Source organism: Streptomyces sp. NPDC007929 (assembly GCF_042959065.1).
Taxonomy (GTDB): Bacteria; Actinomycetota; Actinomycetes; order Streptomycetales; family Streptomycetaceae; genus Streptomyces.
The window spans coordinates 364624-381730 of sequence record NZ_JBIBKD010000002.1; the positions used below are offsets into that span (position 1 = coordinate 364624).

18 protein-coding genes are annotated in these 17107 nt (G+C 75.0%); 8 read left to right on the top strand and 10 right to left on the bottom strand.

What is annotated here, in order from left to right:
• Positions 1 to 8: 8 nt before the first annotated feature.
• Genes ACFZDE_RS06480 through ACFZDE_RS06515 form a run of 8 tightly spaced genes read right to left on the bottom strand, consistent with a single transcriptional unit; the run spans position 9 to position 9548 of the window.
• On the bottom strand, positions 9 to 1100 hold the full coding sequence (locus tag ACFZDE_RS06480) for a GNAT family N-acetyltransferase (RefSeq protein ID WP_391197949.1): 1092 nt from the start codon (positions 1098 to 1100) through the stop codon (positions 9 to 11).
• Positions 1097 to 1747, bottom strand: a complete 651-nt coding sequence (locus tag ACFZDE_RS06485; protein WP_391006255.1) for a lipopolysaccharide biosynthesis protein — start codon at positions 1745 to 1747, stop codon at positions 1097 to 1099. Before ACFZDE_RS06485 ends, ACFZDE_RS06480 begins: the two co-directional genes overlap by 4 nt.
• Positions 1744 to 2895 carry a glycosyltransferase gene (locus ACFZDE_RS06490; protein WP_391197951.1) on the bottom strand — a complete coding sequence of 384 codons (1152 nt, stop codon included), beginning with the start codon at positions 2893 to 2895 and terminating at the stop codon, positions 1744 to 1746. Before ACFZDE_RS06490 ends, ACFZDE_RS06485 begins: the two co-directional genes overlap by 4 nt.
• The gene (locus tag ACFZDE_RS06495) at positions 2892 to 3653 is read right to left on the bottom strand and encodes a polysaccharide deacetylase family protein (protein ID WP_391197953.1); all 762 of its coding nucleotides are present in this window, start codon (positions 3651 to 3653) and stop codon (positions 2892 to 2894) included. Before ACFZDE_RS06495 ends, ACFZDE_RS06490 begins: the two co-directional genes overlap by 4 nt.
• Positions 3637 to 5619: a lipid II flippase MurJ gene (locus tag ACFZDE_RS06500; RefSeq protein ID WP_391197955.1), complete on the bottom strand. Its 1983-nt coding sequence runs from the start codon at positions 5617 to 5619 to the stop codon at positions 3637 to 3639. The genes ACFZDE_RS06495 and ACFZDE_RS06500 overlap by 17 nt, the downstream gene beginning before the upstream one ends.
• Complete coding sequence (locus ACFZDE_RS06505; RefSeq protein ID WP_391197958.1) at positions 5616 to 6959, bottom strand: O-antigen ligase family protein; 1344 nt, start codon at positions 6957 to 6959, stop codon at positions 5616 to 5618. Before ACFZDE_RS06505 ends, ACFZDE_RS06500 begins: the two co-directional genes overlap by 4 nt.
• A gap of 4 nt (positions 6960 to 6963) precedes the next feature.
• Positions 6964 to 8388: an exopolysaccharide biosynthesis polyprenyl glycosylphosphotransferase gene (locus ACFZDE_RS06510; RefSeq protein WP_391197961.1), complete on the bottom strand. Its 1425-nt coding sequence runs from the start codon at positions 8386 to 8388 to the stop codon at positions 6964 to 6966.
• Positions 8385 to 9548, bottom strand: coding sequence for a glycosyltransferase (locus ACFZDE_RS06515; RefSeq protein WP_391197963.1), 1164 nt, complete (start codon positions 9546 to 9548; stop codon positions 8385 to 8387). Before ACFZDE_RS06515 ends, ACFZDE_RS06510 begins: the two co-directional genes overlap by 4 nt.
• A gap of 405 nt (positions 9549 to 9953) precedes the next feature.
• Here ACFZDE_RS06515 and chpG point away from each other — a divergent pair, with 405 nt between their 5' ends.
• The 7 genes from chpG to ACFZDE_RS06550 all read left to right on the top strand — a co-directional run bounded on the left by chpG (position 9954) and on the right by ACFZDE_RS06550 (position 14174).
• Positions 9954 to 10193: a chaplin ChpG gene (gene chpG, locus ACFZDE_RS06520; protein WP_391006234.1), complete on the top strand. Its 240-nt coding sequence runs from the start codon at positions 9954 to 9956 to the stop codon at positions 10191 to 10193.
• Positions 10194 to 10440: 247 nt separating this feature from the next.
• Positions 10441 to 11070: a hypothetical protein gene (locus ACFZDE_RS06525; protein ID WP_391197966.1), complete on the top strand. Its 630-nt coding sequence runs from the start codon at positions 10441 to 10443 to the stop codon at positions 11068 to 11070.
• A 127-nt stretch (positions 11071 to 11197) separates the two neighbouring features.
• Positions 11198 to 11482 carry a hypothetical protein gene (locus ACFZDE_RS06530; protein WP_391006228.1) on the top strand — a complete coding sequence of 95 codons (285 nt, stop codon included), beginning with the start codon at positions 11198 to 11200 and terminating at the stop codon, positions 11480 to 11482.
• Positions 11479 to 12084 carry a vitamin K epoxide reductase family protein gene (locus ACFZDE_RS06535; RefSeq protein ID WP_391197969.1) on the top strand — a complete coding sequence of 202 codons (606 nt, stop codon included), beginning with the start codon at positions 11479 to 11481 and terminating at the stop codon, positions 12082 to 12084. The genes ACFZDE_RS06530 and ACFZDE_RS06535 overlap by 4 nt, the downstream gene beginning before the upstream one ends.
• A gap of 134 nt (positions 12085 to 12218) precedes the next feature.
• Complete coding sequence (locus tag ACFZDE_RS06540; RefSeq protein WP_391006222.1) at positions 12219 to 12737, top strand: hypothetical protein; 519 nt, start codon at positions 12219 to 12221, stop codon at positions 12735 to 12737.
• Between the two features lie 107 nt (positions 12738 to 12844).
• Complete coding sequence (locus ACFZDE_RS06545) at positions 12845 to 13324, top strand: tyrosinase family oxidase copper chaperone (protein ID WP_391197971.1); 480 nt, start codon at positions 12845 to 12847, stop codon at positions 13322 to 13324.
• A complete protein-coding gene (locus ACFZDE_RS06550) occupies positions 13308 to 14174 on the top strand; it encodes a tyrosinase family protein (RefSeq protein WP_391197973.1) in 867 nt (288 codons plus the stop codon). Before ACFZDE_RS06545 ends, ACFZDE_RS06550 begins: the two co-directional genes overlap by 17 nt.
• Positions 14175 to 14250: 76 nt before the next feature.
• Here the strand turns inward: ACFZDE_RS06550 and ACFZDE_RS06555 are convergent, their stop codons facing one another.
• Positions 14251 to 14532, bottom strand: a complete 282-nt coding sequence (locus ACFZDE_RS06555; RefSeq protein ID WP_391006213.1) for a chaplin family protein — start codon at positions 14530 to 14532, stop codon at positions 14251 to 14253.
• A gap of 162 nt (positions 14533 to 14694) precedes the next feature.
• Complete coding sequence (locus ACFZDE_RS06560) at positions 14695 to 15654, bottom strand: NAD(P)-dependent oxidoreductase (protein ID WP_391197975.1); 960 nt, start codon at positions 15652 to 15654, stop codon at positions 14695 to 14697.
• A 174-nt stretch (positions 15655 to 15828) separates the two neighbouring features.
• On the opposite strand from ACFZDE_RS06560, the gene ACFZDE_RS06565 reads away from it, so the two are divergent.
• Positions 15829 to 17007 carry a histidine kinase gene (locus tag ACFZDE_RS06565; RefSeq protein WP_391197978.1) on the top strand — a complete coding sequence of 393 codons (1179 nt, stop codon included), beginning with the start codon at positions 15829 to 15831 and terminating at the stop codon, positions 17005 to 17007.
• Positions 17008 to 17107 lie beyond the last annotated feature (100 nt).

The following is a 17107-nucleotide window of genomic DNA, read 5'->3' on the forward strand; positions in this document are numbered from 1 at the left end:
GGACCCGGTCACGGGCCGCCGCGCCCGCGCAGACGCCGCAGCAGCTCCTTGCCCCGGCTGCGGAGGGCCACGTCGCACAGCGCCGCCCTCAGCAGCGGCGCCGTACGCCGCCGGGCCAGCAGCAGCCGCTGGTTCACCACCACCCGCGGGCGCCAGTGGTGCTTGTAGGGCTCGTCGCCGCGCAGCAGACTCAGCGTGCCGGGTGTGCCGTCCTTGGTGTGGGTCGCCGTCGAGTCGAGCAGCATCGCCGCCACGTCGGCCTTGCGCTCGCGCAGCCCTGGATGCGCGCCGTACAGATAGCCGCCCGCGAGCAGGGGCGAGAGCAGGGTCACGTCCACCGCCACGACCTCGTCGTCCAGCCGGAACTCGGTGACCACCGCGTCCCCGGCCCGCACCATCGGCCCGACCGAGCGCACCAGATGCTCACGGAACCGCGCCCGCAGGTGCTCCGACGTCACCTTCCGGCCCTGCCACTGCAACCGGTGCAGCTCCAGCAGCCGCAGCAGTGCCGTCTCCACCTCCCCGGGGGAGACGACCCGCCGCTGGATGCCGAGCGCGTCCAGCTTGCGCAGTTTGGCGCGCAGCCGCTGGTGGGTCTTGGCCGGAAGCCGGGCCAGCAGGTCGCCCATCGGCCCGGCCGGCAGCTCCAGGCACACCGAGTCGCTCACCCGCCCGCGGGGCCCGGACCACCGCTCGTAGACCTGCTCGGCCGCGCCGCCCGGCCGCACCTCGCGCAGGTCGATCAGCGCCGCTCGGGCCGCGGCCGCGAGCGCACCGGTGAGCGCGGCCAGCGCCCCCTCGCCGTGCTCGTCGTCCAGCAGCACGTCCATGTAGTCGGAGATCGCCCCGCCGAGCGGCACCAGGGCCGGGAGCGGACGCCGTACGCGCATCAGCGGGGCCGCCGCGACGAGGTCGCCGCCGTGCCGCACCAGCACCAGCCGCAGCCGTCCCCGTCCGCCGTACGACCGCCACCACGAGTGCAGCCAGGCGTGGCTCTGGAACGGGGTGGCGGACGCGCACCGCCGGTACAGCCGGTCCCAGTCGGCGGCCAGGCCCGCGAAGGCCCGCTCGTCGGTGACCAGTTCCGCCGTGTAGGTCACAGCTGGCGGTGGGTGTCGGCGGCGAAGGCCGGACCGGGCACGGCGGCGGGCCGCCCACCGCGGTCGGCGGCCCGCCGCGGCCTGACCAGCAGCGCCAGACCGCCCAGCAGACCGCCCGCGCTCGCGCCCACCAGCCCGGTCACCGTCGCCGGGGCAGAGGACGGCTCGGCGGGCGGCACGGCCCGGGCGAACTGCTGGAGCTCGACGTGGGTGGACTGCTCGGTGTCGCCCGCGTGGCGGGTCAGCGCGCGGGCCACGGCGTTGGCCATGTCGGCGGCGGTGTCGGGGCGGGCGGAGGTGGCCGTGACCGCCACCATCGGCGCGTCCGGCGAGGTCGCCGTCCGCACGTTCTCCCGCAGCGTCTGCACGGGCACACCCGCCCACACCTGGGCGTCGCCGAGCACCGCGAGCTGCGGGGCGACCCGGCCGTACGCCTGGGCGAAACCGAGGGCGGTGGCGGTGTCGGACCCTTTCGTCGGTACGGCGACGACATAGCTGGTCGCCGTGTACGCCGGTGTCCTGACCAGGCCGTACGTGCCACCCAGCAGACCGCCTGCCACGGCCCCGGCCGCGAGCAGGGACCAGGGGGGCAGGGCCCTGGAGAGGGCGGTGACCTGGCGGTGCTGCCGTGCTGGGGTGTCGGTCATGAGGTGCGGGCTTCCTGGAGGGTGGGGGACGGGGGACGGGAGAGCGCGGCGGTGTACACGTCCATGAGCCGGGCGGCGCTGCGGGTGATGCAGTAGTGGCGGGCGGCCTCGGGCACCGTGCGCGGTGCCGGGCCCCGGCGGCGTACCTCCGTCACGGCACGGGCGTAGGCGTCGGGGCCGCCGGTGACGCGCCGGGCGGCGGGCGCGGCGGACGGCGGCAGGTCCTCCAGGGCCGGGCAGGAGGCGTAGAGCACCGGCAGGCCGCAGGCCAGGGCCTCCACGATCGCCAGGCCGAAGGCCTCCTCGGGCGACGGCGAGGCCAGGACGTCCATCGCGCAGGTCAGCGACGGCAGATCGGGGCCGGGGGTGCCGTCCGGGACGCAGGGGCGCTCACCGGTGAACAGCACCCGGTCGGCGACCCCGGCCGCGCGGGCGGTGCGGCGCAGCACGTCCTCCTCCGGGCCGCCGCCGACCAGCAGCAGCCGGGTGTCACCGGGGAGTTGCGCGAGGGCGCGGATCAGCGCGCCGAAGCGCTTGCCCGGGGCGAGCCGCCCCACGGCGCCGATGACATAGGCGTCGTCGGGCAGGCCGAGCCGGCGGCGGGTGTCGTGGCGGCGGACCGCGTCGAAGCGGAAGCGGGCCACGTCGATGCCGTTGGGCACGACCTCGATCCGCGGCCCGGGCACGCCCCAGCGCTTGAGCCGCTCGGCGACCGTGGGGGAGACCGCGACCGTCGTACGGCCCAGCCGCTCGCCCGCCAGATACAGGGCACGCACCCCGGCGTTCAGCGGGCGGCCCTCCATCTGCGAGTCGCCGAGGGAGTGCTCGGTGGCCACGACCGCCCGGACCCCCGCGAGGCGCGCGGCGAGGCGGCCGTAGAGACAGGCCCGGTAGAGGTGGGTGTGCACGAGCTGGTAGCCGCCCGAGCGGATGACCCGCACCAGCCGGGGCAGCGCCGCCAGGTCGCGGTTGCCGGCCATGCCGAGGTCCAGGACCCGCACCCCGTCGGCGGTGAGCCCGGCGGCCACGGCCCCCGGGTTGGTCAGGGTCACCACGTCGCAGTCGAGCGGCAGATGCCGCAGCAGCAGCCGCAGTTGCTGCTCGGCCCCGCCCACGCCCAGACCGGTGATGATGTGCAGGGCCTTCACCGCGGCTCCACGACGGGTCGGCGGCGCAGCCGGTGCAGCCGGTACTTCAGGAACAGCCGTACGGCGGTGTCGTTCTGGCCGATGTGCACCCGGGGCAGGGCGTGCGGGCCGCCGAGCGGGCCGGGGTCGATGGCGCAGCCGTAGGCGTACCCGGCCTCCCGCACGGCGTCCACGGCCCGCTGGTCGAGGGTGCCGTACGGGTAGCAGAACCCGGCGGGTGCCACGCCCGTCAGTTCCGCGAGCACGGTCCTGCTGCCCTCGGTTTCCGACTTCAGGGTGACGTCGTCCGCCTGGGTCAGGTCGACGTGGGTGAGGCCGTGCGAGCCGATCTCGATGCCCTCGGCCGCGGCCTGCCGGACACCGTCGGCGGTCAGCAGGCGCTTGCGCGGGCCCAGCGGGTCCCAGGCGTTGTCACCGCCGAGCCGGCCCGGCAGCACGAACAGGGTCGCGCCGCAGCCGTGCCGGCGCAGGACGGGCAGGGCCTCGGAGACGAAGTCGGCGTAGCCGTCGTCGAAGGTCAGCCCGACCAGGTCACGGCCCCCGCCCCGGGCCCGGGCGGCGAGCAGCTCGGCCATGGACACGCCCCGCAGCCCGCGCCGCCGGAACCAGGCCAGCTGCCGGTCCAGCCGCTCGGGCGCGACCGTGATGCGGTAGGGGTCGTCCGTGGGGTCGCCGACGGAGTGGTACATCGTGACGAACAGGGCCGGACCGGGTCTGGTGAGGGTGCCGGTGTCCGGGGAGTCAACGGGAGCGGCCATGAGGGTGCCTTCGTGAGACGGAACGGAGGGATGCCAGCGCGGTGACGCAGCCCTGGTCGCCCAGGGCGCGGCCGAGCAGGAGGAAGACGGCGGCGATGGTGAGCCCGCCGGTGAGAAGGGAGGGCAGGGGGGTGTCCGCCCGGGCCGCGGCCCAGGCGCCCGCGGGGGTGGCGACGGCCGCCGCGGCCAACGGCCTGGACAGCTGGGTCAGTACCCGGCGGGTGCGGATCGGGATGCCGCGCGGGCCCATGCCGGCGAGCAGCAGGGCGGCCGTGACGGTGATGCCGACGGCGTTGGCGGCGGCGATGCCCATGGCGCCCCAGGGGCCCACCGCCCACACGCCGATCCCGGCGGTGGCGGCGAGCCCCACGGTCATCGCGCCGAGCGGGTACCAGGTGACGCGCCCCGCCGAGAAGTACGAGCGGATCAGTGCGCCGACCAGGGTGTGCGCGAGCAGCCCGAAGGCGTACACACGCATCACGCCGACCGTCGACGCCGTGTCCTCGCCGGTGAACGCGCCGCGCTGGAAGAGCAGTTCGACGATCTGCGGGGCGCAGGCCACGACCAGCGACGCACCGGCCAGCACCATGCACGCGACCAGGGCCAGGTCCCGCTCCACCCGGTCCCGGGCCCGCTCGCCGTCCCCGTCGGCCAGGGCGCGCGCGACCACCGGGAAGGTGACCGTGCACAGCATCAGCGACAGGGTCATGGGGATCTGGGCGATCTTCTGCGCGTAGTTCAGGTGCGAGATGGCGCCGGAGGGCAGTGTGGAGCCGAGGAACCGCTCGATCAGCACCTGGGCCTGCCGGCACAGCGCGAACAGCAGTACGGCCGCGAGGAGCGCGACGCCGACGCGGCGGCCGTCGCTCTCCTCGCCGGTGGTCTCGGCCACCGGCCGCACCCGCAGCAGGCGCCCCAGCACGGGCAGTTGCGCCATGACCATCAGACAGCCGCCGATCGCCACCCCGGCCGCCGCCGCGCGCACGCCCCACCGGGCGCCGAGGGTGAGGACGACGGTGATGATGCCGGCGTTGTACACGACGTAGATCGCCGCCGGGGCGAGGAACCTGCGGTGGGCGCGCAGGGCCGCGCTGCAGTACCCGGCGAGGCCGAAGGTCAGCACGCAGGTGGCGGTGAGCCGGGTGCAGTCCACCGCGAGCGCCGGGTCGGGCAGGCCCGGCGCCAGGACGCGCACGACCCGCGGGGCGAACGCGGCCAGCAGCGCGGCGACACCGGCGAAGGCCAGCGCGAGCCGGGGCAGCGTACTGGCGACCAGCGCCCGGACCGGGTCGCCGGGTGCCCCCTGCGCCCGCCGGGCCAGCGCCAGGGCGAACGCCGGGATCAGCGCGATGGCCAGCCCGTCCTCGATGAGCAGCGTCGCGGCGAACTCCGGCACGGTCCACGCCACGAGAAACGCGTCCGTCGCACTCCCGGCCCCGAACATCCGCGCCAGCGCCTGATCCCGCACCAGCCCGAGCAGAGCCCCGGCGAAGGAAAGCCCAGCGGTGAGCAGCGCGGCCTTCGCGAGGAACCCTCGGGGGGCGTCGGTGTCGGCGTCGGCGGGGGTGGGGGCGGGGTGGGGGGTGTCGGGGGGCGCGGCCGGGTCGCCGGAGCCCACCGGGACCGCTGGCGCGGCCGGGGTGGCGGGGCCCACCGGGACCGCTGGCGCGGCCGGAGGCTTGTGCGGGCCTGCGGGCGGTGTGGTGGGTTCGGTGGCCGGGGTGCTGGTGCGGGCCGGGACTGGCTGCGGGGCCGGGGGCTTGTGCGTGGCCGTGGTAGGCGCGGCGGGTCCGGTGGTCGGGGCCCCGGTGCGGGCCGGGGCCGGGGGCGCCGTGGGAGGTGTGGTCGGGGCGGTCGTCGGGGTGCTGGTGGCGGGCGGAACCGCCGTCTCGGGCGCAGGCTCGGGTGTGGGGCGGGGGAGTGTCGCGCCGCTGTCCGTGTTCGGGTGATTCGGTGTCACCGTCATCGGGTCCGGGCCCCCTTCGGCAGGTCCCGGGCGGTCGGGCCGGGGCCCATGGGACCGGTGGACGCCGGGGCGGGCGTGGCCGCCAGGCCCCACCAAGCCGTCAGGCCGAAGCCCATCGCCGTCAGGACCGTGGACGGGCCGCCGATGTCCGCGTAGGCGAAGTCCGTCAACTGCCAGACCAGCAGCCCGCAGGCGACCAGGCCGCAGTCGAGGCCCGGTGCGCGGGACCGCCGGGTCCGCCACAGGGCGCGCACCGCGCACAGCAGGAGGGCCAGCCAGCTGCCGGCCAGGGCCAGGAGCCCGAGCAGCCCCTGCTCGGCCAGGATCAGCAGGTACATGTTGTGCGGGGAGAGCAGCGGCTGCTTGCGGAAGGCCGCGCCCGCGCCCTCCGTGTCGCTGCCCGCCGAGAGCGCCAACGAGGCGTGCGAGTCGCGGTGTTCGGGAAAGCCCTTCAGGCCCACGCCGGTCAGCGGGTGCTCGCCCCACATCCCGGTCGCAGCCGCCCACATGGTGTACCGGTCGGTCACCGACTGGTCGGGCGCGTCGGCGACCTGGGTGATGCTGCTGATCCGCTCCTGCAGCATCGCCGTACCGACGCCGAAGCCGCCCACCAGGATCACGCTCGCCGCGGCCACCACGGCCCCGGTGGCCAGCGCCCGCCGCATCCCGCCCAGCAGCAACTGCACCGCGCAGGTCACCGCCGTCGCGATCCACGCCCCGCGGCTGAACGACAGCGCGAGCGGCGGCAGCAGAAGCAGCACGCAGAGGAGGGCGACGACCCGCTGCCGCACCGGCGCCCTGCCCAGCGCAAGACCCACCGCGCACACCAGCCCGAGGGAGACGACCGTGGCCATCCCCATCACGTCCTGCGCCCCGAACGTGCCCACGGCCCGCACCGGACGCCCCTGGTACGAGGCACCCGTCCCGGTCACGTACTGGTGCACGCCGACCGCCCCCTGCCACACCGCGAGCCCCACGAACGACCAGGCCAGCAGCCGGAAGTCGGCCCGGTCCCGGAGCAGCAGCAGCACGGCGGCCGGGACCAGCACGAAGATCTGGAGATAGCGGCCGAGACCGGCGAGCCCCTCGCCGGGCGACACCGCCCCCATCGCGGCGACGGCGACGCCGAGCACCGGAAGTCCCAGCACCACGGCGGCCGTACGGGACAGGGGCCGCCGCCGCTCCCGTACCAGACGCACCGCGCAGAACAGCACGACCAGCGCGGACACCGCGTCGGCCGGACCGGCGCCGCCCTCCTCGCCCGGCGCGAGCGGCAGGGCGAGCAGGACCACGACGGCCGGCAGCGCGAGAACGGGTGCCTGGGCCCCGAGCCGGGTCATCCGCTCAGCTCCCCGTCGGACGCACGAGCGCGGCCGCCGTACGCAGGACGATGCAGACGTCCTGCCACAGCGACCAGTCGTCGATGTAGGCGTTGTCGAACCGGGCCCGGTCCTCGATCGAGGTGTCCCCGCGCAGCCCGTGCACCTGGGCGAGCCCGGTGATGCCGGTGCGCACCCGGTGCCGGGCGGCGTAACCGGGGTGGGTCTGGCCGAACTTCGCGACGAAGTAGGGCCGTTCGGGGCGCGGCCCGACCAGGCTCATGTCGCCGCGCAGGACGTTCCACAGCTGGAGCAGCTCGTCCAGCGAGGTGCGGCGCAGGAAGCGGCAGAACCACGACATCTGGCGGTCGTTCGCCACGCTCCAGCGCGTCGCCGATTCGTGCGCGTCGACCGGGCGGTGGGTGCGGAACTTCAGCAGCGTGAAGGGGCGCCCGTCCTTGCCGATCCGCTCCTGCCGGAAGACGACCCCGGGCCCCTCGCTCACCCGCAGCGTCACCGCGCACAGCAGCAGCCACGGGCTGACCATCAGCAGCAGCGTCCCCGACACCACGACGTCCAGCACCCGTTTGCCGGTTCTGCCGCGCCGCCCCGTCCCGAGGTCCAGCCGGCGGCAGGAGAACCCGGCGAGCCGCTCGCCCGTCCGGAACGACGGCACATCCGGGTCGACCTCCCACACCGTGCAGCCCGACTCCGCCAGCGCCCGCAGCAGCGGCCCCTGCCCGGCCCGCACGGAGGGACGCACGGCCAGCACCTCGCGCACCCCGTTCTGGATGAGCGCCCGCTGCACCTCCTCGCCGGTGGTCAGCACGGGCAGCCCCGGGCCGCCGTCCGGCTCGTCGGTGACGACGCCCACCGGCCGTACTCCGTCGCGCGGATGGCGCAGCACGGCCGCGGCCACCCGCTGCGCGGTCGCGGCCGGCCCGACCACCAGCGCGGCCTGCGGCCGGTGCAACAGCTCGGCCCGTCGGCACGCGTGCACCGCGCCGCGTCCGGCGCAGCTCGCCGCCGTCTGGAGCGCGACCCCGGCGAGCAGCGTCGAAGCGGAGAGCACATGCTGCGGGGTGTACGCCGCCACGAACGCCGCGAGCGCCAGCCAGGCCACCGCCACCCGGCCGCTCACCGCGGGCAGTTCGTCCAGCACGGCCGGCACCCGCCCGGGCCGGGGCGGGCGCAGCAGCAGCGAGGCGGTGACCAGCACCGCGAGCAGCAGCGGATGGCGCTGGGCACCGGAGAGCGCCAGCCCGCCCAGCACCGCCGCGGTGCCGTCCGCGGCGAGCAGCGGCAGCCGCGACACGGGCCGCACCGGCGGGCGCCGGTCGGGGAAGCGGAAGCCCGCCGCCGCGCCGCGCGGCGGCAGGACCGACACGGGCGGACGTCCGGGATCCCGCGACGGCCCGGTGGGAGTGGGAACGGTGCTTTCCGCGGTCACGAGGCGACAGACTCCCTGCGCTCGGTGGACACGGCGTGCGCGTCCAGGAGTTCGCGGTACACGTCCGCGACCGCCTGAGCCGTGCGGCGCACGTCGTGCGTGGACAGGACGTGCCGACGCCCCCGGTCGCCGAGCGCGGTGCGCAGCGGCCGGTCGAGCAGCAGCCCGGTGACGGCCGCGGCCAGTGCCGCCGGGGCCCGGGCGGGGACCAGGCAGTGCGGCAGGAGCTCCGGCGGCAGGCTCTCCCGGGCCCCGCCGACGTCCGTCACCACCACCGGCCGCCCGCACGCCATGGCCTCCAGCGGGGCCAGCGCCATGCCCTCCCAGCGTGAGGGCAGGACGACCAGGTCGGCCGCCTGGTACCAGGGCACGACGTCGGCGACGTCCCCCGCGAACAGCACGGAGCCGGGGGCCGTGGCCCGCAGCCGATCGTGGTCCGGTCCGTCGCCGACCAGCACCAGCCGCGCCCCGGGCACCCGCCGCAGCACCGACTCCCACGCGGTGAGCAGGACGTCCTGCCCCTTCTGCCGGCACAGCCGTCCGACACACACCACGAGCGGCCCGCCCGGGTCACCGTCCGGCAGCAGCCGCGCCCGTACGGCGGCCGGGTCGGCCGGCCGGAAGCGCCCGGTGTCGATCCCGTTGGGGACGACGCTCCACCGCCCCCGCACCCCGGCCTCCACCCCGCGCCGGCGCTCCGCCTCGCTCACGCACACCACCCGTGCGGTCCACGCGGCCCCCCACCGCTCCCAGCCGCGGGCGAGGGCCGCGGTGACGCCGTCCACGGCCTCGAACGACCAGGCGTGCGGCTGGAACACGGTCGGGATCCGGCCCCGCACGGCGAGCCGCCCGGCCAGCCCGGCCTTCGCGCTGTGCGCGTGCACGAGACGGGGCCGTACGTCCGCGACGATCCGGGCGAGCCGCCGGGTCTCGTCCGCCAGGGACGGCCCCGGCGCGCGCGTCGCCGCCCAGTGCCGCACCTCCGCGCCGAGGTCCGCGAGCCGGGCCGCGAGGGGGCTTTCGGGGCAGGCGACCGTGACGCGCAGGCCCGCGGCGAGCTGCGCCCCGGCCAGGTCCGTCACGACGCGGGCGACCCCGCCGTCCACGGGTTGCGTGATGTGGAGGACGCGTGGCCAAGGGGCGGTCGGTGACAGGTGCATGCGCGGTATTCCTCGCTCACGGATGGCGCTCGGGACGGCGGGAACGCGCCTGAACTGCCCGGTGCCGACAGCGCCGAAGAGCACGCCCGGCGCACGCCGCGTCCCGCTGGGAAACGAGCCGGACGGCCACCTGGTCACCACCGCACCGGAGGGCTTCGCGGACCGTGGTGTCCCCCCTCGTCCCTGAGTGCGATTTGCTTGCTGTAGGGGTGTGTTGAGAGGTTTGCGACTCTAGACGCTATCCGTACTTTTCAGAGAAAACCGGGCGTGTGTGTCGGAACGGTGAAGACGGCCCCTCCGGCGAGATCACTCCTTTGGCGGCACAACTCGCGTGCGCGCCACGCGTTGACACAGCGCCGGGCATCCGCCCGGATGTTTGTGTCAACCCCCAAGGAGCACCTCTCCATGTCGCGTATCGCGAAGGGCCTGGTCCTGACCTCCGCTGCCGCTGCCGCTGTCGCGGGCAGCACCGGCATCGCCGCCGCCGACAGCGGCGCGCAGGCCGCCGCCGCCCACTCCCCGGGCGTGCTGTCCGGCAACGTCGTCCAGGTTCCGGTTCACGTCCCGGTCAACGTCTGCGGCAACACGGTCGACATCATCGGCCTGCTGAACCCGGCGTTCGGCAACGAGTGCGAGAACGACTGACGTCGCCTCGAAACCCTGACCGGCCGTTCTCCCGCGGGACCACGTGGGAGGGCGGCCGGTTCGCGTTGCCCCGAACGGGGGCGGGCGCGCCGCCCGGCGAACGGGCCACGCGCACGCCGCCTCACCAGGGGGGACGCGGCGGACCCGGGAGCAGGGGCGCTGACCTGGGGCGTTCGCTCGGTTGCGGAGCGTTCCGGCCGCTCGCACGGTGGGCACAAGATCCGACGCACCACCGAAAGGAACCCCCATGCGTCTGCCCGCACGGCGAATCGCGACCTCCGCGCTCTGCGCCACGCTGCTGCTCGGGATCACCGGGTCCGCGGCCGTGGCCGCCGGCAGCGCGTCCGCCCCGGAGCGCACCAGCGCGGCCACCCGGGCCCCCGTCCCCGACGCGGACGCGCTGCTCGGCCAGGTCGAGAGCCTGGGCGACCTCGGCGGCGTCGTCGTCCCGGTCACCGACCTGCTGACCGCCGTGCTCAAGGCCGACGAAGGCCGGCTGCCGCACTCGCAGGCGGCCAAGCTGAACACCTCGGTGCAGGACGCCATCGACCAGGCGACCGCGGACGCCCCGGCCCCGGCGGCCACACCGGGCACCCCCGCCCAGAGCAGCCCGTTGCCGCAGGCCAGCACACTGCCCGCCCCTGTCGACGACCGGGCCGAGGTGCCCGAGGGCCTGACGGGCGAGGCGCTGGCGGCGCTGGAGACGGCGACCGGCGAGCTGGTCGCGGCCGCCACCTCCGAGGACACCGCCCAGGTCACCCCGGCCGTCCACGCGGTCGTCGCCGGGCTCGTCAACGCCGTCGCCGCGACCCTCGTCGGCAGCGAACTCCCCGCCCCCGACCTGGCCGGACTGCCCTCCCTGCCGAAGGCCCCCTGAGCGGTGACTCCTATTCAGCGACTCATATGAGGTTCCGGCGACGGGGTTTCCGCCGCGCACGGGCATCGTTAGGCACGGCGTCCGAATTCCCCGCCGGTGACATCCGTCGCCGAAGAAAGGATTCACGATGAAGTCCCTGAAGGCCGCCGCCGTCGTCGCCGGTTCCCTCGTCGTCGCCGGTGCCGCCGCACCCGCGCACGCCGCCTACGACCCCTCCACCGTCACCCCCACCAGCCTCAACGGCGCCTTCAACTCGCTCACCAGGGAGCCCATCGACCCGATGCCGCTCAAGCACCAGTCCAACGCGCTCGACACCGAGAACGAGGACTCGGTGCTCAGCACCGTCAAGCAGGCGACCACCCAGCTCAACTCGAACGGCGGGCTCCTCGGCGGTCTTCCGCTGCCGAAGTGACCCCGCCCGCGCCCGCCGGGGCGCGCACGGCGGGCGCCGGCCGGGCGTTCGCCCTGCTGCTCGTCGTCACCGGCGCGGCCGGGCTGCTGGCGTCCTGGATCATCACCCTCGACAAGTTCAAGCTGCTCCAGGACCCGGACTTCACGCCCGGCTGCAGCCTGAACCCGGTGGTGTCCTGCGGCAGCGTCCTGGAGAGCGACCAGGCCGAGGTCTTCGGATTCCCCAACCCGATGCTGGGACTGGTCGCCTACGGCGTCGTGATCTGCGTCGGCGCGAGCCTGCTGGCCGGTGCCCGCTTCCCCCGCTGGTACTGGCTCACCTTCGACGCCGGATGCCTGTTCGGCGTCGGCTTCGTGACATGGCTGCAGTTCGAGTCCCTGTACCGGATCAACGCGCTGTGCCTGTGGTGCTGTCTGGCCTGGGCCGCGACGATCCCCCTGTTCTGGTACGTGACGTCGTACGCCGTGCGCCAGGGGTTCCTGCCCGCGCCCGGGGCGGTGCGCCGGTTCCTCGACGAGTTCACCTGGGTGCTCCCGGTCCTGCACCTCGGCGTCGTCGGCATGCTCGTCCTGATGCGCTGGTGGGACTTCTGGACGAGCTGACACGCACCGGCCGAGCCGGGCCGGTCCGTCGTATTACTGCGGCAGTCGGGGGAATTGTGCGCTGGTGCGGTTCCCCGGCTCGTTACTCGGTACGCACGCTGAGCCCCCGACACGCGAAAGGGACCGTACCCCAGATGAAGTCGACCACCCGAGGAACCCTCGCCGCAGTGATCACGTGTGTGGCGGCCGCGGCCGGCGCCGCCGCCGCGACCCCCGCCGCCGCGGTCGGCACGGTCCCCGTCCCCCTGCCGCTGGGCGGCGCCGAGAAGGCGCTCAACGTGGAGCTGCCCGAAGCCACCGGGCAGCTCCCCGTGCCGGTGCCGGGCTCGCCCGAGGGCCCCCGCTACGTCGAGGGCCGGCTCATCCCCGAACGGGCCGTCCCGCAGTTGCCCGTCCACGGCGGACTGCCCGGCGCGGACCTGCGCGCACCCCTGCCGCACATCCTCGGCACCGGCTTCGACCACGTCGGCGTCGACGCGCCCGCCTCCGACCTGCGGACGCTGGCCCCGGGCGTCTCCGTCGACGCCCCGCTCACCTCGCCCAACGCCGACGGCTTCGGGCTGCCCGAGGCCAAGCTCCCGCAGGTGGGCGTGCTGGCCCCGCTGGTGCAGACGGTCCCGACCGCGGACCTGGGCATCGGCCCCGGCCTGTAGGACGCCGCAGCGCGACCGGGTGTTCTCGTGTGGCCCCCGCGGTGGTGACCGCGGGGGCCTTCGGGCTGTTACCGCAGTGACAACCCGAGCGGAACGAGGAGCGCGACATGGTCGTAGGCGTCGGTGGAGTACCGGTGGGAGCGGCGGGAGACGGGGGCGTCAGAGACACCCGGCGGGGCGTGCTGCGCGGGCTGATGGCCGCCGCGGCGGGCGCCGCGCTCATCCCCCTCGCCCTGGCCGCCTGGCCCGAGGAGACCGACGGCAAGCACACCGGTCTGCGGGCCGGTGACGGCATGTTCGAGGAGACCTACCGGGGTCGCCTCATCCGCGGCGTGCCGATCCCCGACCCGCGGCAGCGGGCCGGGGAGGAGGACTGGCACGTCACCGTGGACGGCCGGCCGCTGCACCTGATGCGCCGCGCGGACGGCAGCTGGCTGAGCATGGTCGACCACTACCGTTCCTACCCCACCCCCCTCGCGGCGACCCGCGCCGCCGTCGACGAACTGGGCCCGGGCCGGCACCTGCGCGACCTGCCTGGCCACGCCCCGGGCCACCTGGAGGGGGGAGCCCATGGCGTACACGCGTAAGGACGTCAGCACCCTCACCCGCACCGAGAAGCGCCGCTTCGTGAACGCGCTGCTGGAGGTGAAACGGCGCGGAGAATACGACGAGTTCGTCCGCACCCACATCGAGTACTACACCTCCGACGGCGAGGACCGCCTGCGCACCGCCCATATGGCGCCCTCCTTCCTGCCCTGGCACCGGCAGTTCCTGCTGGACCTGGAGAAGGCGCTGCGCCGGGTCGACGCGTCCGTGACGGTGCCGTACTGGGACTGGACGCGCGACCGCACGACCACGTCCACGCCCTGGACCGCGGACCTCCTCGGCGGCACCGGGCGGCGCTCCGACCGCCAGGTGATGACCGGGCCGTTCGCCTACGCGGAGGGCAACTGGAGGATCAAGGAGCGCGTGAGCGACGAGGAGTTCCTCACCCGGGACCTGGGCCGGGCCCGCGACCCCATCCAGCTGCCGACCAAGGCCGAGCTGGAACGGGCCCTGAAGGACCCGGTCTACGACGCCTCCCCCTGGGACTCGACGGTGCGCAAGGGCTTCCGCAACAAGCTGGAGGGCTGGGGGAGCGGGCGGGGCAGCGCCTCCTGGCAGAACCACAACCGGGTGCACCGCTGGGTCGGCGGGGCCATGGTCGGCGGCGCCTCCGTCAACGACCCGGTGTTCTGGATGCACCACGCCTTCGTCGACCTGGTGTGGTCCCGCTGGCAGCGCCGCCACCGCGAGCACCGGTATCTGCCGGCGAAGCCGCCCGCGCCGGGCAGTGCGCAGTACCGGCGGGTCGTGGCCCGGCACGAGAAGCTGCCGCCGTGGGACGTGACGCCGGACCAGCTGGAGGACCACGGACGGATCTACCGGTACGCGTGAGCCGCGCGGACACGAGGAGAGCCCCGGCGCTCGAGGTGCCGGGGCTCTCCGTGCGTGCACGGGGTGTCGCGTGCGGTCAGTGACCGTACCCGTAGCCACCCGGGTGGCCCTTGGGCTCGCTCTCGTTCTCGCACTCGTTGCCGAACGCCGGGTTGAGCAAGCCGATGACATCGACGGTGTTGCCGCACACGTTGACCGGGATGTGGACCGGGACCTGGACGACGTTGCCCGAGAGGACGCCCGGCGACCCGACGGCCTTGCCCTGGGCGCCCGCGTCGGCCGCGGCCAGGCCGGCCCCGCTGAGGACCACGGCACCCGTGCCGAGCGCGACACCGGCTGCCTTCGCGATGCGAGACATCACGTTCTCCTTCTGACTCGGTGAGCCCGGCGGCAGGTGGCGCCGCCGTGCTTCCCGTTCAACGCGCCCGTCCACGGGTGGTCACGGCGATCATGGCCGGATCACCCGTCCTGGACAGCCGCACCACGCCGTCCCGGCCGCCGGAAGAGGGGACGGGACGCGTCAGGGGAGCCGTCGCACGGGCGCGCCGTCGAGGAACGCGCGGATGTCCTCGACGGCGTGCCCGTAGTAGGTCGCGTAGTTGGCGCGGGAGACGTAACCGAGGTGCGGGGTGGCGAGGAGGCGGGGCGCCGTGCGCATCGGGTGGTCCGCGGGAAGGGGCTCGACGTCGAACACGTCCACGCCCGCGCCCGCGATACGGCCCGTGTGCAGGGCGTCCAGGAGGGCGTCCTGGTCGACGATCGCCGCGCGTGAGGTGTTGATCAGATAGGCGGTCGGCTTCAGCAGGGCGAGCTCGGGCCGGCCGAGCAGGCCTCGGGTACGGTCGCCGAGGGCGAGGTGCACGGACACGAAGTCACTGTCCGCGAGCAGTTCCTCCTTGGAGGCGGCGAGTTCCACGCCCACCTCGTCGGCGCGCTCCCGGGTGAGGTTCTGGCTCCAGGCGCTCACCCGCATGCCGAAGGCGAGACCGACCTGGGCGACACGGCCGCCGATCTTCCCCAGGCCCAGCAGGCCGAGCCGTTGTCCGTGCAGGTCGGCGCCGAGGGTGTGCTGCCAGGGGCCGCCCGAGCGCAGCGCGTCGCTCTCCTCCACGATGCCGCGGGCCAGGCCCAGCAGCAGGGCCCAGGTCAGCTCGACCGGCGGGGTGGAGGAACTGGCCGTGCCGCACACGGTGACGCCGTGCGCCTCGGCGGCCGCGTAGTCGATCACGGAGTTGCGCATGCCGGAGGCGACGAGCAGTTTCAGCCGGGGCAACCGGGCGATCAACGCGCCGGGGAACGGCACGCGTTCGCGCAACGTCACCACGATGTCGAATCCGGCCAGGGCCGCGGCCAGCTCGTCCTCGCCCTCGATGTGCCGGTCGAAGGACACGACCTCCACGTCGTCCGCGACCACCGACCAGTCGGCGGCCTCCGTCGCCACCTGCTGGTAGTCGTCCAGTACAGCGCATCGCAGCCGCACGTCGTGCCCCTTTCACGGCCTGTGGATCGGTTCCCCGGGCCATGATCGCGCTTCGGCGGCGGCGCGGGAAGCCTCCTTCCCGGCACCCCGACCAATCGGTCGGCCCCGGCGTATCCTCACGAGTGGGCGAATGCGTGAGCGCTTCACTGCACGTTCACGAGGGGGCAGGGGGACATGGGGCGGGACGGGGGGAGTCCGCGCGTCGCGCGGGCCATCGTGTGTCTGGTGCCGGTCGGCTTCTTCGTCGCCTCGGTCGTGGCGACGCGGGCCAACCGCGACGGGGTCGGTCATCTGGTCGCGGCGACGGCCGTGCTGGCGGTGACGCTGGGCCTTCATCTGCTGCACTCCACCCGTGCCGCGGTGCGCCGCCGCAAGCCGTGGTGGCCCTGGTCACTGGTCGCGCACGGGGCGGTGACGTACGCGCCGTACTGCTTCTTCCAGGACACCTGGGTCGGCATCCCTGGGTCCTTCGCCGCGGCGCTGCTGCTGACGACACCCGTGCCGCACGCCTGGGTGGCGTTCGCCGCACTGTCCGCCCTTCAGGTGCCGCTCGTCATCGCCCTGGGCGAGACGACATGGCAGGGCCTCAACTCGGCGGTCTCCCATGTCGTGGGCGGTCTCGCCCTGTTCGGCGTGGTGCGGCTCGCGGACCTCGCGGAGGAACTGCACGCGGCCCGGACGGAACTGGCGCGGCAGGCGGTCGACCGTGAACGGCTGCGCTTCGCCCGAGACCTGCACGACCTGTGCGGATACTCGCTGACCGCGGTGGCGTTGCAGAGCGAGCAGATCCGGTGGCTCGTTCGCAGCGATCCGCAGCGCGCCGAGGAGGAGCTGGCACGCACCCAGGCCCTCGCCCGGCACGCGCTGTCCGAGGTGCGGGCGGTGTCCGCCGGGTACCGCGTGCTGTCCCTGGAGCGGGAGGCGCGCGCGGCGGCCGGACTGCTCGGCTCCCTCGGGGTGACCGCCGACGTCGAGCTGGCCGAGGGCGTGCTGCCGGGGCCGGTCGACGAGACGCTGGCCATCGTGGTCCGGGAGGGCGTCACCAACGCGCTGCGGCACAGCAAGGCCCGCCACTGCGCCATCCGCCTCACCGTGGACGCCGGGCACGACGACGGCGTATGGGCACACCTGGAGGTCTCCAACGACGGTGTCGCCCCCGGCGAGGAGCCCATCGACTCGCGCCTGGTGGAGGGCCCGGGCGGCAGCGGCCTGCGCAACCTGCGCGAACGGGTCGCGGAACGGGGCGGGGTGCTGACCGCGGGGTCGGACGGAGAGAGCGGCTTCCGCCTGTCGGTCGCCCTGCCGTGCGCGAGCCGGGACACGGTGCCGGACGGTGCGCCGGGGCGGGTTTGAGGGGTGGCGTTCGGTCGGGGCGGCTGCTGTGGCGGCGGGCGGTCGGGGGCTGGGGTGGACCTCGGGCGGTCGGGGGCTGGGGGCCTCGGGCGGTTGTGAG